Origin of the sequence: Paenibacillus sp. FSL K6-1318 (assembly GCF_037976905.1) — a bacterium.
In the GTDB taxonomy this organism is placed as follows: Bacteria; Bacillota; Bacilli; order Paenibacillales; family Paenibacillaceae; genus Paenibacillus; species Paenibacillus amylolyticus_A.
The window spans coordinates 1157802-1174084 of record NZ_CP150270.1; the positions used below are offsets into that span (position 1 = coordinate 1157802).

A 16283-nucleotide genomic window follows, 5' to 3' on the forward strand; every position below is an offset into this window, starting at 1 on the left:
CTATGGCGATTTCTGTCGTGAAAGGCCAGAAGAGTGATCTGACCAAAACCAATCCGGGCTTGTCCCGTCTAACGGTAGGCATTGGTTGGGAGGCAGCCTCGGGTATGGAGCTGGACACATCAGCATTCCTTCTGGGTTCAGACAATAAAGTGGCTGGAGATGAGGATTTTATCTTTTATAACCAGCCCTCTACCTCGTTCATCACGTATAAGGATGGCGGGCAGGTTGGTGGCGAGAAGAAACAGTTCGCCATTGATCTTGACAAAATTCCTGCTCGAATGGAGAAAATCGCCTTCAGCCTGACGATTCATGACGGTGAAGCACGACGCCATCATTTTGGACAGGTTCAGCATGGTTTTCTACGGTTTGCCAATGCAGCTACAGGTCAGGAAGTGATGAGATACGATCTGGGAAGCGGTTTTACAGTGGAGACCGCGATTGTCATCGGTGAATTGTATCGCCATAACGGAGAATGGAAGTTCAATGCAATAGGGTCGGGTTTTGCAGGCGGCTTGAATGCACTATGTGCCAACTTTGGTGTGGATGTGGATGGTGGATCAGACCCTGCGCCAACGACTTCAACCGTTCCTCCGACAGCTGCACCGACTCCACCACCCCCGGCGCCCGTACCAGAACCGACGCCTTCTCCTGTGAATTCGATCAATTTCAGCAAAATTGAATTGAAGAAGAAGGGGGACACCATTAACCTCAAGAAAAATGCGGGGGGACTTGGTGAAATCCTGATTAACCTGAACTGGAATCAACAGGGTAGCAAAGGGTTATTTGGTCGCAGCAAGAGTGTGGATCTGGACTTGGGTTGCCTGTTCGAGATGAAGGATGGTACACGGGACGTGATTCAGGCTTTGGGACAAACGTTTGGCTCGCTGAACCGGTTCCCTTACATTGCCCTGGATGGGGATGACCGGACGGGATCGGTTAAGACGGGAGAGAATCTACGGATTAATGGTGCCCGCATCTCGGAAATTGAGCGCATTCTGGTATTTACCTATATTTATGGTGGTGTGGCCAACTGGTCTCAAGTAGACGGTGTGGTAACCATTCAGCAGAAGGACGGTCCCGATATCATTGTCCGAATGAATGAATACGGGAGTCCGCTCGGCATGTGTGGCATTGCCATGTTACGTAATGTGAACAATGAGACATTCAGCATTGAACGAATCGTGCAGTTCTATAATGGTCATCAGGCATTGGACGAGGCTCATGACTGGGGAATGCAGTGGGTTGCAGGAAGAAAATAATCATTCGTACTTATTCAATATAAATGCTGTATCGGTCAGCACCATTGCAAGGATACTGTTGACCAACGTTATCCTCGATAATAGACCATCAATCCCTCCAGATTAAGGAGGGATTGGTTTTTATGCCCCGACAGCTGGAATCAATTCATGCAGATTGGCTATTGCCAAAGGTGCGAGGAGGAGACAATCCTGAAATATTTCAATTTTTTGAGTCTGGAAGAAGAAGATACTTTATTTTTCTCTTCACCCGTCTCGTTCAATCACCGGACTTCCAAAGATTTACTGGCATATGCTGTTGGGGCTGCTTTATATATGCCCGCGACGCGCACACATATCGCGGACGACATTATGAATGGTAAGCATGAAGGTCTGACGACCATTATTATTGATCTGGAGGACGCTGTGGGTGACGACCAAGTGGAGTTTGCCGAGCAGTGTCTGGTACAGCATCTGACTCAACTGATGACTTATATGGAGACAGGCATGCTCAGTCAGGATCGAATGCCTCTTCTGTTTGCTCGTGTACGCTCACCACAACAGTTGGAACGTCTGATTGATACGTTGGGAGAACTGGTATCCATGCTGACAGGCTTGGCTTTGCCCAAGTTTTGTGTGGGGAATGGCAGGGCTTATTTCGACCAGATCCGCAAGTATAATCAACTGAAACCGGAGCATTATCCCGTTCTCTATGGTATGCCCATATTGGAGACTGCTTCGATAATCTATCGTGAGACACGTTGGGAGACCTTGCTGGACCTTCGAAACATCCTCGATGAGAATGATGAATATGTGCTTAATGTACGCATTGGTGCGACCGATTTCTCCAGCCTGTTTGGACTACGCCGCAGCCCGGAATTGACCATTTACGATATTGCCACGATCCGTGACTGCATCTCGGATATTATCAATCTGTTTGGGCGGATGGACAAGCCATATGTGATCTCGGGTCCTGTCTGGGAATATTTCAGTCAGCGGGAGCGCGTGTTCAAACCTCAATTGCGACAGACCCCATTCGAAGAAACCCTCGGCAAATCAGGGCTGCATCTGAGAATGAAATATATTACGAACACAATGGATGGATTGATGCGTGAAGTCATGATGGACAAGGAAAATGGAATTGTAGGCAAAACGATCATTCATCCTTCTCATATTAAGCCCGTACAAGCGATGTACGTTGTTACACATGAGGAATATTCCGATGCCCAAGACATCATAGCCCGTAATGACGGTAGCCTGGGTGTATTCAAAAGTAATTACTATAACAAAATGAACGAGATTAAACCACACTTGAGCTGGGCGAATCGAATTCTAATCCGATCACAAATATATGGGGTGTTACATGAACAGCAGCATTTTGTCGGGCTCTTGCCCAAGCACGAACAACAACATAACTACCTTCCCAATTCTTGATCAATTCAGTCTGCACGTTCAGGTCACACATAACCCGCTGGAACTGCCACTGGAATCACTTTTCTCAATGGCTGCACGAATCAATAAGAAACGTTCATTTCTGTTTGTAAGTAAGCTACTCGGCAAGCATATTCCGGTTAACCCGTATACGTCGCTTCTGAGCGGCGCGGCATTGGCTGTTCTGCTGTATGAGCACCTGACAGAAAAGACGGAAGAGACAAACGCTCAAGTAGCCAAGTGGAAACGGGAAATGGTCGAGGGGTTAATTGATCCCAAGCAAGCCCGGCAAGTGTACAACATGCTGTTGCAAGAAAGCTTGAGTTTGCCGGAAACGATTCGTTTTGTTGGTTTTGCCGAGACAGCTACAGCGCTGGGCCACAGCATGTACGAGATGTTTGCTGACCATGCCTCTTACATTCACACCACTCGCGAATATGTTCCAGCGATGCATCCAGATATTCAATTTGAAGAAGAACATTCCCACGCGATGGCTCATCGTTGTTATGCGTTGGATCATGAAGCCTTTGCAGGAGAGGGTCCGATTGTTCTGGTGGACGACGAGATTACGACGGGCAAAACGACGTTGAATATCATTCGGGATATTCAGGCTAGCTATCCTCGGAAGCAATATGTGATTGCTTCACTGTTGGACTGGCGTACGGAAACGGACGAGCTTCGTTTTGCCGAGTTGGAAGCTGAGCTGGGGATTACCATTACACCGTTGAGCCTGTTAAAAGGCCGCATTGAAGTGGAAGGGACTCCACAGTTGGAACCAACACAGCAAGCTGACCAGCAGACCCAACATGCGGTCATGCTTCAGACATCTACCGTTGCCGATGCCTTTGAACAGCTGCATGCCACTTCGGAGGATGGTGAAGGCAAACGCAGCACAGCGAGCTACGTTCAGCATACGGGCAGATTTGGTATGCAATCGCGACATAATGGCGTATTACGTCAGGAGATTAGCCGGATTGCAGAACGACTTCGATCGCAGCGTACAGGAGAACGGACGTTGGTGATGGGAACAGGGGAATTCATGTACATTCCGATGCGTATTGCGGCTGAGATGGGAGAAGGCGTGTTTTATCAATCCACTACCCGCAGTCCGATCCATACACATCCAGCTCCTGGATATGCTGTTGTTAGTGGTGCCGGATATGCCTCGCCAGAAGATGCTTCCGTTCGTAACTTTATCTATAATATTGCCCCGGGGCAATATGACGAGATTTTTGTGCTGCTGGAGAGACAGATGTCCGAAGAACGAATGGAACCGATGTTAAAGGTACTGGGGCAGTTGGGATGCGCACATATTCATATCGTATATTGCGGCTTGCCAGAGAAGACAGGGGACAACGAGCAATGAACTTAACTACACTGGAGCTAATCAGACAACGTGAGATTCAGTCTCCCGAACCGATGGGCAGCTATGCTGCATCGGACGTTGTTTTCCTATTGAAGGATATCAGTCATGTGGATCTGGAAAAGGGAACGGGTGAACGGGAGCAGGCGATCCAATCCGGGGTTCATTATTCGGAGATGCTGCCTGTGGAATATCAGCCTACAGCAGAATACATCGAACTGTTTCACCAGACGCTGGAACAATCCGCCGCAAGAATTGCACGTCATACCGCCATTGTGGCTGAGAAGATTGTAGAGCGCAGAGGACTGAATCTTGTCCTGGTATCTCTGGCTCGAGCTGGAACGCCTGTGGGTATCCTGATCAAGCGTTATATTGAATTGAAATACAAGGTGACGATTCCGCATTATAGCATTTCAATTATTCGTGGCAAGGGTATGGACGAGAACGCAATTTTATATATTTTACAGCAACATGGGCTGGAAACAGCCATTCAGTTTGTAGATGGTTGGACAGGAAAAGGGGCTATTCGCAAAGTGCTGAAAGAGTCCTGTGACCAAATGGAACGGACTTATGGCATAAACCTGGATAATGATCTTGCTGTGTTGGCTGATCCGGGGCAATGTTCAGCAACTTTTGGGACAAGGGAAGATTATCTTATTCCTAGTGCTTGTCTGAATTCCACCGTCTCGGGACTCGTGAGCCGTACAGTACTTCGGGATGATCTGATTGGGCCGTCAGATTTTCACGGAGCCAAATGGTATCGAGAATGGTCCTCTGCGGATGTGTCGACCCAATACGTGGATACCATCGCTCAGCATTTTCCGCAAATGATGGACCAAGCGGAGATTCGAACGGAGGACAATGCTACCGCTACTTCGGAAATCACCTGGAAAGGCTGGCAGGATATCGAGTCCATCCAGCAATCCTTTGGCATTGCGAACATCAATCTGATCAAACCCGGAATCGGGGAAACAACCCGAGTGTTATTGCGCCGGATCCCCTGGAAAATTCTTGTGGATCGACTGGATAATCCGGATTTACAACATATTATGATGCTCGCGAGAGACAGGAATGTGCAGGTTGAGGTATATCCGGGACTAACCTATTCCTGTTGCGGCATTATTCAATCCCTGGGAGGTGGAGGAGAATGATGATCTACGCAAGTGATCTGGACCAGACGCTGGTGTACTCCCGTCGTGCGCTCCGTATTCCCGAAGATACACCGGGACTTGTTCCCGCAGAGTGGATTAACGGCAAGTTGTCCGCGTTTATGTCAGCATATGCACTGGAGCGGTTGCAGTCTTTGCCACAAGACATTGTATTTATGCCTGTGACGACACGTACCGTGGAGCAGTACCGGCGTATTCATATTTTTCAGACGGAATGTATCCCGAAATATGCAGTGACGAGTAATGGTGGCAACATCATTGTCGACGGTGAGGTAGACGGTGAATGGAATCTGCACATCCGTTCTTTGCTTCGTCAGCAGGCGGCTACTCCCGAAGAGATCCTGGATTTATTTGACGACGTACTGAGCCCGGAGTGGGTGATTAACCAGCGATTATGTGATGAGCTGTTCTTTGCATTGCTGATCGAACGTGACAAGCTTCCAATGGAACGCATTGTGGACAAGATTCGGGTGTTAGAGACGCTGGGATGGGAGAGTTCGATTCAGGGTCGAAAGCTCTATCTGGTGCCTTCGGCCGTGAACAAGCGAGCTGCAGTGGAGCATATTAGGCAACGTATCGGTGATGTGCCTGTGATTGCTTCAGGTGACTCTTTGTTGGATCGTTGTTTGCTGGACTTTGCGCAGCATGCCATTGCTCCATCTCACGGAGAGCTGCATGTGGAGAGACAGCGTGTACCTGAGCAAGTACCGTATCAATTTACGGAACAATTCGGTGCATTTGCAGCGGATGAGATTCTCGATTACGTCCACCGTATTCATAACGATCAACAGATCCAGATAGACCATGCCGTGATAAGGGAGACCGTATAAATGAAAAAAATGAAGATTTACTTCAACCGTTGGTTCTCTGTAACGTATCATTATATGAATGCGATTCGGGACAATGAGGACGGCATGGAATTTGAGATCTACGGTACTCATCCTGATCCGGGACATATGGCATTACAGGGCTGTGATGTTGCGGAAATTGAACCACGTGTAACGGGCCGGGAGTATGTTGATTTTTGCCTCGACTTTTGCCGTCGTCATCAGATTGATGTCTTTATTCCACGCTGGAACATGCTGGACATCAGCAGACATATCTCCCTGTTCGAAGAGATTGGTACACGGGTTATCGTATGCTCGGACACGGAATTGCTGGAACAATTGATGGAGAAAGACCGTTTCTATGAATCGGTGCGTGAGAAGGGCATTATGGAAATTCCGGATTATTTCACGGTCAGTAATGCTGCACAATTCCAGCAAGCCTATGAGGCGCTGCGTGCACGTGGACATGATGTATGCTTCAAACCATGTAATGGTGAGGGCGGCATGGGATTCCGGGTGATCAACAATGAACGTGATCCGTTGCAGGAGTTGTTCGGATATGCGCTGAACTCGATTTCATATGAAGATGCCCTGCGCGCATTCTCTTCTGCTCCGTCCTTTCCCAATGTCATGGTGATGGAGGTACTGGAAGGTTATGAATACAGCATTGACTGTCTTTCGGACCGTAATGGGAAACTCATAACGGCGATCCCGCGTAGAAAAGAAAGAGGACGTTTACGTTTGCTCGAAGAAAACGAGGAATTGCTGACGATTGCCCGCAATGTGGCAGAAGTATATCGGATTCCTTATAATTTTAATATACAGATGAAGTATCGCAAGGATACACCGAAGCTGCTGGAGATCAATCCGAGAATGTCGGGTGGGTTGCATATGTCTTGTCTGTCGGGCGTGAACTTCCCTTATTTGGCGGTCAAATCTGCACTTGGCCATGATATTGGACCGCTTCATCCGAAGTTTGGCATACTGGGAAGTCATATCGAACAGCCATTTATAATCGACGTTCAGAAGGTAAGCGGAGTACACCACGTCTAGCTGAGAATTTTCCTCAACATTGACACCTTCTGGATGGTTTTTTTACAATACGGATGAGAGGTTATTCAAAAAGTCCATCTTCTCGGTACTGAAAACCAGACTTTTTGAATATGCACTTTATGTGTTGTTAAGGCAGGAGGACAAGTAATGTTACGGAAAACGAAGATAGGTATAGGCGCATTGGTCGGTTATGGTCTCGCGGCAATCTCGAGTCCCTTTCTACCGGATGTGATCACGTGGGCGATTCCGGCACTGGCAACTGTGGTCGGGGGACTGATTCCTTCACGTTCCACGCCACGTACACAGGTCGAGGGTTCGTCGTCAGCCCCTGTACCCATCACAGATATCGGAAATGAACCATCCCGCTTGAACGGGGGACAAGCACCGAGCGCAGTGCCAACAGGGACTATAGAAGCTTCTCCGGCACAGCCTCATTCGAGTTCCAGTCCCTCACAACATGCGGGCACAGAACAAGCGAAGCCTCCCCGGAACGAACCAGATCCTGTATTTGATCCGGTAATTGAATACCTGGAAGTTCTGGAGGATATGATTATCTCCGAAGGTCAGAAGAACGAGCTGGATAATGAGATCGTGGAGAAATCACTGGCGTTGTTTGCCCGTTTGCAGCGTGTGATCCCTTCCCTTCAGGAGCTGAATAACGGGGATATCAACCACACGGTACGCAGACTGATTTTGAAAGACCTGAACGGTTTTATTAATCCGTTTTTACGTTTAAGTGGAGAAGCCAAACGCAATAATCGGCGTATGCTGCTGAATGGTCTTAGAGACGTGGATTCCAAGATATCGGATATTGTATCAACGATTGAACATAAAGACTTAATGGAGCTTCAGAACAAAGCGGAACTGATACATCAACGTTATAACAGCTCTGAATTATAGGAGGGATTGACATGGCAACGGAATGGGCTCAGTTGAAGCAGGAAGATGAGCAACGAATTAACCAGGAAGCAACGCAGCTTATTCAGAAAGTGTCCCAAAGTGATCCGGCTCATCTGGATACCTTAATGGATGATATCGGCAAGTTGGGCGTGAAAACACAAGAGAGAGCAGGACAGACCCTCAAGCTGCTTGATCGTCCAGTCAATGAACTGATGTCGGGGAACCGGGCCGAGGTATCGAACATGATCCTGAAGCTCCGCGATGAATGTGAAAGTTTGCAACAGAGTAAAAATGTGAGTTTTGTTGGGAAGTTGTTACGTAAAAGCCCGCTGAAAAACTACGTGTATCGTTATCAATCCGTTCGCACGAACATTGATGCCATCATTAACGGGTTGCGGGACGGCAAGGACAACCTGGAAGAAAGCATCGTGAATATGCGTCAGTTGAAACGTTCTTCCATTCAGGAAATCTACAATCTGCAGACCAAAATTTCCTTCGGTAATCAATTGAAAGCCTTGTTTGAAACCGAGATCGCCAAGCCTGAGAATGAGAATCGTAAAGCACATCTGGAGCGTGGGTTGCGCAAAGTAGTAACACGTACCCAATCCATGACAGAGATGATCATGCTGTACAATCAGGCGATCGCAGCTACCGATATTATTAATGATAACAATGACAAGCTGATTGATTCGGTTAATAATGCCATTGATAAAACAGCGAATCTGATCACCGTTTCGGCCATGATTGCCATGGCACTCAATGATCAGGAGAAGGTCATTTCTGCTGTGGAAGCTACGAATAAGACGATTGAAGATCAATTCAAGGAGAACGCCAGATTGTTGAAGACAACGACAGAGAAAACGAATGAGCTGTTGTCCAAACCGGCTATGTCCCTTGAAGCAGTCAATCAGGCGATGGGTGATCTGATGTCTGCGCTGGATCTGTCCGAGCAGTCCAATCGCCGGATCATCGAGAGCTGTAATGACTACACGAACAAGATGACGACACTTAACGCCAAAATGAGTGATCGACTGGGTCTGGAGGGACCGAAGGCTGCTGCCATTCCGGAGAAAAACAAACCGGATTCCAGTGCATTAGGATCTTTTCTGGATTAGGTAATAGTGTAGGGACTCACTGCATATGGCATGGACATCACTGCATGGTTTTATTTTCTACGAGGGACGCTGAGTGCGTCTCTTTGTTTCATTTGTTTGATAGAATGAAGTTAAAATCTGGGGTTGTGCGAAGGAGCTTGCTGAACATGCTGGACTTTTCATTCGAGATTATTGATGAGACCAAGATTAATATTCAATACAAATATGGCAGTGAGTTCTTTAACTTTAACCTGTATTTTGCAAACGGGGAGTGGACACTGCATCCATTTGACGGCATACTGATCCAAAATCGTGAAATGTGCAGTCTGATTGTGTCTGAGTTGCTTCGTAACAAAGATTTTCATGTCATGTTGGCCAAAGAGAAAATCATCTTATCTCAGCTTCGCACGAGTGTTAATCTCCAGTCCGACGAGCCGGATGAATGGGTAGCAGATCGAAGAAACGCAGATTATTCCAGTCATGATGATGAATTGATGGATTACATAGGGAACCACAGTTTCGAAGAAGTATTGCAGCTTGAGCAAGAACAGATTGAGGCCAGAGTGCAGTTCTTCCAACAGATCATTCAGAGAATGTTTATGGAGGGGCTTGGACCGGAAGATGCTGATTTTATTAAAGTTCAGGCCGTGATTCGGATATATAAAGAGACATACGATCGTCTTGGTGAGTTGAATGATCACAATCGAGGTGATCGTGGACGCAGAAGATGGTAGTGAACATCTCGCTTGGTATGTAAACAGATAACTATATTTCTGCGAAGTTAGGCAGATACTCCTGATTTGCATGTGTCATATGGAGGGCGATCTTCATATGTTATTTTACAGGGATCTCCCAGAGGGAGAAGTTCTGGCGGAGCCTAGGGCCACCATCATTATTCTCCTTTACACTGGCAGATCACTTGGCTTGCAGGCATCGTTTACTTTCTCCGGCCCGAGATATACCCCGTAGATTTGTGAGGATGTTTCTCGCAGCACTTTTGTCCGGTAGATTTGTGAGGGTGCTTCTCGCAGCACTTTTGTCCGGTAGATTTGTGAGGATGTTTCTCGCAGCACTTTTGTCCGATAGATTTGTGAGGATGTTTCTCGCAGCACTTTTGTCCGGTAGATTTGTGAGGGTGCTTCTCGCAGCACTTTTGTCCGGTAGATTTGTGAGGGTGTTTCTCACAGCACTTGTGTCCGGTAGATTTGTGAGGATGCTTCTCGCAACACTTGTGTCCAGTCGATTTGTTAGGGTGAGATGGTTTTCCGCAGGATTTGTTTCCGCTAGATTTATTGCCGCCACGAACGATGCATATCGATTTGACGTGATATGTCGGAATTCGAACCACTTCCTGGCGATCTGTTGTGATAATTAACTGGTTTTGGTTAGCCTCAGCGAGGATTCCTTCCACCTCATCCCGACTGCCTTCATTAATCAGTACACGTCTGAAACGCAGTGCCTGTAAGACTTCCAAAAAGGAATTAGAAGGAATAGGATTGTTTATTGGAGTTGAGCTACCACTAGAGCGACCTGTGTCGGTGATGCTTTTGACATTTAATCCATTTACATATACGTATCCTTTTTTACAGCTAACGGCCATATAATCACCACGAACATCTATCAATTTGCCTTGCACTGCTTCCGGACCCCGGTTGACTTTGACTTCTCTCCCAAGCAAACCTCGTATTCCCTGACCATTCATAGACATTGTATTTACCCCTTCCAGAACATAAGTTCAGATCAACTAAAATGACGGATGCGTTGTAATCTCTCAATCTGCATTCAAGTTTGTCTGTAGTTTAATCATATGTGGCATGCGCGTTGGAGGGACTAGCCAACAAACCATTTGTATATCAAATTGGCTATCATCTATAAAAAGTTTTGTATATTTATAGATGATAGATTCTTTATCTTTTTCGTATTCGAGTACCTTACATTCGCATTTGCTTGCATGATCCTGTGCATATGCCCGTTCGATCTGTTGTGCTCCTGCATAGGATGCAGGTAGTACTTAACGGACCCATATTACAGGTCATGAAAGGCGGATGAACATGGGTTTACCTGTCTACCGGATTGCTGTGCCTGCGCAGGAGTATCAACAATTAACATCTAATATATGGTCTGAACAACTGGTTAAAGGTTCCATACAGATGGAAGGCAAGCAGATTCCGATCCGGATTCGTTATCGAGGAGGGCATACACGCGGTTATCCCAAAAAGTCATTTGAGATTCGTACATCCAGCCGAACGTATCATTTTAATGCGGAGTATGATGACCCCTCACTGCTTCGCAATGCGCTGTCTTTTCGTTTCTTCGAGTCCATTCGTGTACCGGCGCCCGCTACTCGGCACTGCGTGCTCTACCTTAATGGGGAGCTGTTGGGTGTATATCTGCGGATCGAAGGGGTGAAATCCTTCTTTTTTCGCCAAAGGAGAATTCCTGTGCGCAGTATCTTCTATGCGATCAATGATCATGCCGGGTTTACAATTAATTCGAACTCATCATCAACGAGCACAAGCGCGAACCTATTATCAGGATACAGTCTAATCCGCGGCAAGGATGTGGATAAAACAAGGCTGCGGACGTTTATTCAACAACTGAACACGAAGTCCAGGCTGGAATTGTTTCGTTTTTTACAGTCGCGGATTGATACGGACAACTATCTACGCTGGTTATGCGGGGCTGTATTTACGGGCAATTTTGATGGATTTGATCAGAATTACACGTGGTATGAGAAAACAAAAACCAAAAAGTATGGTATTCTGCCATGGGATTATGAAGGAACCTGGGGAAGAAATTGTTACGGGGCTAAGGTGGATGCCAGCCTTGTTCGTATCCAGGGGTACAATAAACTTACGGGCAAAATGCTGGCCTTCCGACATTTTCGTGAGCAATATAAGAAGCTGCTACGGCAGCAGCTGATGAATGCTTTTACAGAGAAGCGAATTATGCCTATAGTCCATCGATTGCACAATGACATTCGTGAAGAGGTCGACCAAGATCCTTACATGAAATGGCCCCTGGATGTATTTGCGGGTGAACCGGAGCGAATTCGTACCTACGTGGCGGAACGGCGGGAATATTTGACCGAGAGATTACATCAGCTGTAAGCACTTAACTAGCGCGGGGAAGGGAGACCTTCCTTTTTTTACTGACAAAATGATGCGAAGTTTATTGTATTGGGAAAAGTAGGGTAATAAGAATAGAAGCGGGATTGTAAAATACGCTATAATAACCATATGTGTACATAGAAATCATTACATATTGGACGCAGTGGAGAAAACAACATGTCTAATGGAGGCTCTGAGCTGGAACGTGCTATCGGTTTAGGGTGCTCCGAGCCGGAGGAATGCTTATGATCAAGCTGTTGTTCTACTTGAAGAAGTACCGAGTTGCCGCGATTGCAGCCTTGGTCATGATGTTAATTGAGCTTGCAGTGGAGCTGGCTCAGCCTTATCTGATCTCCAAGATCATCGATAACGGGATTCAGCAGGGAGACTTATCTGTCGTTTGGTTATGGGGCGGTGTGCTCGTAGGCAGTGCTGTTGTAGCTTTTGCTGCCGGAATTGCGAGTTCGTTCTTTGCATCCCATGCAAGTCTGGGGTTCGGGTACGATCTGCGGGAGAAGCTGTATGAGAAGGTGCAAACGTTCTCTTATGCGGTCTTCAACCGGTTTGCGACGTCTTCCCTGATTACGAGATTAACGGGGGATGTGACCCAGGTTCAGGATACGGTCTTCATGAGTCTGCGCTTCATGACACGTGTACCGCTGGTGGTCATTGGTAGCATGATTATGGCAGTAATCGTAAATCCGAGATTGGGTCTGCTGCTGGTTGTCATGGTGCCTGTGCTGCTCGTCGTTGTGGTGTGGATGATCAAAAAGGCAGCGCTGCTGTTCCGCAATGTGCAGCGCAGACTGGATGCCGTCAACGGAGTCATCCAGGAGAATCTCACAGGCATCCGGCTGATCCGTGTCTTCGTACGGATGGGCCATGAGATTGAACGCTTTGCCGGATTCAGCGGCAAGCTGATGAAAGGCACGATCTCCGCGCTACGCCTGACGGAGACCACGATGCCGTTCATGCTACTGATGATGAACGGTTGTATCATCGCCGTGCTGTGGTTTGGGCGAGTAGACATCGCCTCTGGTAATGCGACCGTGGGTGAAGTGGTCGCCGTCATTAACTACCTGCTTCGCACAATTGGTGCTATGTCTGCATTGTCGTGGATTTTGGTAACCTTCTCCAGAGCAAGCGCTTCGGCGCAGCGTCTGAATGAAGTGTTCAATACAGAGGACACGTCGGAGACTGAACAGACCAAAGAATTATCAGCGTCTGCACCATCTGCTGGATCTGTGAAATCATCACATTTTCCGCAATCTTCATACTCAGCGAAGAAACAGCGCACTGTGCAGGGAGCGGTTGAATTCCGTAGTGTAGGCTTCAGTTATCCGAATAGTGAAATTACAGTACTGGATAACATCACATTCACTGCAAAAGCGGGGGAGCGCATTGCCATTATGGGAGCAACAGGCTCAGGCAAGTCCTCATTGGTGCAGCTCATTCCGCGCTTATACACAGAGGATCAAGGGAAGGTACGGATTGATGGTACCGATGCAGCAGAGCTGGATCTGTCCATGCTGCGTGGTGCGATTGGTTATGTGCCGCAAGAGGTCATCCTGTTTACCGGTTCCGTGCGGGAGAATATTGCCTGGGGTAGGGAAGATGCTACATTGGATGAGATCGTGGAAGCCGCGAAGCGCGCGCAGATCCATGAAACGATTGAGAATTTACCAAACGGTTATGATACATTGCTGGGGCAACGGGGAGTTAATCTCTCAGGTGGACAGAAGCAGCGACTTTCCATTGCACGTGCACTGGTACGTAGGCCGAGAATTCTGATTCTGGACGATAGCACGAGTGCACTGGATGTGGCTACGGAAGGCAGACTGCTGGATGCACTGGAAGAATTGTCGTGTACCACGTTTATCATCACCCAGAAGATCAGTTCGACCACTTCGGCGGATCTGATTCTGCTGCTCGATGATGGACAACTCATTGGACAGGGAAAACATGAGGACCTGATGGAATCGTCAGAGCTGTATCGTCGAATCCATGAATCACAATACGGGGAGGGCGCACAGCATGTTCAAAGCATTCATTGAGCCTTTCCGTCAGCCACCGCCACCGATTGATCCTGAGACGCTACGGTCAGGTGGTGGCCGCAAACCCAAGGCACGAGCGAAGAACTGGTCAGGTACATTAGGCCGAATCTGGACCTATCTGGCAAGACGTAAGGTCAAGCTGTCCATGGTGCTGTTGATGGTATTTGCCAGCTCCGCACTCGCTTTGCTTGGCCCCTATATGGTGGGGGTGGCCGTGGATGATTTCATCGCGGGTGAAGCCGGCTCAAGCTGGACCCGGTTTCTGATTGGATTAACCGCAGTGTATGTCTTATTCTCGCTCACATCCTGGCTCCAGAACATATGGATGATTGAAATTGCACAGGAAACCGTGTACCGCATGCGGTATGATCTATTCTCCCATCTGCACAAATTGCCGATTCCATTCTTCGGTAAACGCCAGCAGGGTGAGATTATGAGTCGGGTGACCAATGATATCGAAAATGTTAGTGGTACGCTGAACAGCTCGGCGATCCAGATTTTTTCGAGTGTGTTAACACTGCTCGGGACATTTGGCGTTATGCTGTGGCTCAGCCCACTGCTGACCCTGCTTACCTTTATCGTTGTGCCTTTGATGGCAATCGGCATGCGTTGGATTACGCGCAGAACCGGACCGCTCTTCAAGGAGCGACAGCGCAATCTCGGTGAACTCAACGGTTATATCGAGGAGACGTTATCCGGGCAGCGGATCATTAAGGCATTCTCCCAAGAGGAGCGGGTGATTCGTGGGTTTGAGGAACGCAATACCCTCATCCGGATTTCCGGTTTCTGGGCTCAGACGATCTCTGGTTTTATCCCGAAACTGATGAATGGATTGAATAACCTGAGCTTTGCGATTGTAGCGGGCATCGGTGGTATTCTTGCGATTCAGGGTTCGGTTACGGTCGGGGTGATTATAATCTTTGTGGAATATGCTCGCCAATTCACTCGTCCCCTCAATGATCTGGCGAACCAGTGGAATACGTTATTGTCCGCGATTGCCGGTGCTGAGCGTGTATTCGAGGTGCTGGACGAAGATGAGGAAGCGAAGGATGAAGGGGCAGCGGTATCTCTGGATAAGGTGGAGGGCGCTGTTCGTTTCGACAAGGTATCCTTTGGATACGATGAAGGACGTAACATTTTGCATGAGATCAGCTTTGAAGCCAAACCGGGTGAGATGATTGCTCTTGTAGGGCCGACCGGAGCGGGGAAAACGACACTGATCCAGTTGTTATCCCGTTTCTATGATCCGACGGGTGGCACATTAACCGTAGATGGGCGCGATATGACCACCATTCGGCGTGAGAATCTGCGGTCCCATATGGCATTTGTGCTTCAGGATTCATTTCTGTTTCAGGGTACGATCCGGGAAAATATTCGGTTTGGCCGTCTGGACGCGACGGATGAAGAGGTGGAAGCAGCCTCCCGGCTGGCGAATGCCCATTCCTTCATCGTGCGCATGAAGGATGGGTATGACAAAGTGCTGCAAGCCGACGGAAGTGGCATTAGTCAAGGACAGAAGCAATTGCTTGCCATTGCCCGGGCAATTCTGGCCGACCCATCCATACTCGTACTGGACGAGGCGACCAGTAGTATTGATACCGTCACAGAGATCAAAATCCAGGAAGGGCTACAACGTCTGATGCAGGGACGAACGAGCTTTGTCATTGCCCACAGGCTCAACACGATTCGCCAGGCTGATCGGATTTTGGTACTGAAGGATGGTCATCTGTTGGAACAAGGCTCGCATGATGCGTTGTTGGAACAAGGTGGTTTCTACAGTGAGTTGTATTACAGTCAGCTGCGTAAGAAAGCGCAGTAGTCATTTTGGATAATAAGTGACATGTATTAGAAAGCTTGTAGGTATGAAAAAGAGCAGGGATGAGGGCATGACGCTCCTCACTTCTGCTCTTTTTGCATATCTTACTGAAAAACATTGGAAGTTAAACTGTGATGATGTGTTAAAATGTGGATATAATGGAATGGGTTGTTTTTAGGAGGTTGCTAGCGGTTTTGAAGAATGAGAATGAATTTTTACACGTATGCCTAT

General features: G+C 47.8%; 13 protein-coding genes. 12 read left to right on the forward strand and 1 reads right to left on the reverse strand.

Annotated elements, in window-relative coordinates:
- Nucleotides 1-2 precede the first annotated feature (2 nt).
- The 9 genes from NYE45_RS05030 (at nt 3) to NYE45_RS05070 (ending at nt 9806) form a co-directional block, all read left to right on the forward strand.
- Complete coding sequence (locus NYE45_RS05030) at nt 3-1259, forward strand: TerD family protein (RefSeq protein ID WP_340015872.1); 1257 nt, start codon at nt 3-5, stop codon at nt 1257-1259.
- A 207-nt stretch (nt 1260-1466) separates the two neighbouring features.
- Entirely contained in the window at nt 1467-2669 is a 1203-nt protein-coding gene (locus tag NYE45_RS05035) for an HpcH/HpaI aldolase/citrate lyase family protein (protein ID WP_340015873.1), read from the forward strand.
- Nucleotides 2599-4032, forward strand: coding sequence for a phosphoribosyltransferase family protein (locus tag NYE45_RS05040; protein ID WP_340015874.1), 1434 nt, complete (start codon nt 2599-2601; stop codon nt 4030-4032). The genes NYE45_RS05035 and NYE45_RS05040 overlap by 71 nt, the downstream gene beginning before the upstream one ends.
- Complete coding sequence (locus NYE45_RS05045; RefSeq protein WP_340015875.1) at nt 4029-5180, forward strand: cysteine protease StiP family protein; 1152 nt, start codon at nt 4029-4031, stop codon at nt 5178-5180. The genes NYE45_RS05040 and NYE45_RS05045 overlap by 4 nt, the downstream gene beginning before the upstream one ends.
- On the forward strand, nt 5180-6028 hold the full coding sequence (locus tag NYE45_RS05050; protein WP_340017305.1) for a hydrolase: 849 nt from the start codon (nt 5180-5182) through the stop codon (nt 6026-6028). The genes NYE45_RS05045 and NYE45_RS05050 overlap by 1 nt, the downstream gene beginning before the upstream one ends.
- Nucleotides 6029-7078 carry an ATP-grasp domain-containing protein gene (locus tag NYE45_RS05055; protein ID WP_340015876.1) on the forward strand — a complete coding sequence of 350 codons (1050 nt, stop codon included), beginning with the start codon at nt 6029-6031 and terminating at the stop codon, nt 7076-7078.
- A 147-nt stretch (nt 7079-7225) separates the two neighbouring features.
- The gene (locus NYE45_RS05060) at nt 7226-7978 is read left to right on the forward strand and encodes a hypothetical protein (RefSeq protein WP_340015877.1); all 753 of its coding nucleotides are present in this window, start codon (nt 7226-7228) and stop codon (nt 7976-7978) included.
- Nucleotides 7979-7989: 11 nt separating this feature from the next.
- A complete protein-coding gene (locus tag NYE45_RS05065) occupies nt 7990-9093 on the forward strand; it encodes a toxic anion resistance protein (RefSeq protein ID WP_036606281.1) in 1104 nt (367 codons plus the stop codon).
- 146 nt (nt 9094-9239) lie between these two features.
- A complete protein-coding gene (locus NYE45_RS05070) occupies nt 9240-9806 on the forward strand; it encodes a hypothetical protein (RefSeq protein WP_340015878.1) in 567 nt (188 codons plus the stop codon).
- Between the two features lie 168 nt (nt 9807-9974).
- Here NYE45_RS05070 and NYE45_RS05075 read toward each other — a convergent pair whose 3' ends face one another.
- A complete protein-coding gene (locus NYE45_RS05075; protein ID WP_340015879.1) occupies nt 9975-10223 on the reverse strand; it encodes a hypothetical protein in 249 nt (82 codons plus the stop codon).
- Nucleotides 10224-11123: 900 nt separating this feature from the next.
- Here NYE45_RS05075 and NYE45_RS05080 point away from each other — a divergent pair.
- The 3 genes from NYE45_RS05080 (at nt 11124) to NYE45_RS05090 (ending at nt 16055) form a co-directional block, all read left to right on the forward strand.
- On the forward strand, nt 11124-12182 hold the full coding sequence (locus NYE45_RS05080) for a CotH kinase family protein (RefSeq protein WP_340015880.1): 1059 nt from the start codon (nt 11124-11126) through the stop codon (nt 12180-12182).
- 245 nt (nt 12183-12427) lie between these two features.
- Nucleotides 12428-14236: an ABC transporter ATP-binding protein gene (locus NYE45_RS05085; protein WP_340015881.1), complete on the forward strand. Its 1809-nt coding sequence runs from the start codon at nt 12428-12430 to the stop codon at nt 14234-14236.
- Entirely contained in the window at nt 14217-16055 is a 1839-nt protein-coding gene (locus tag NYE45_RS05090) for an ABC transporter ATP-binding protein (RefSeq protein WP_340015882.1), read from the forward strand. Before NYE45_RS05085 ends, NYE45_RS05090 begins: the two co-directional genes overlap by 20 nt.
- Nucleotides 16056-16283: the final 228 nt, after the last annotated feature.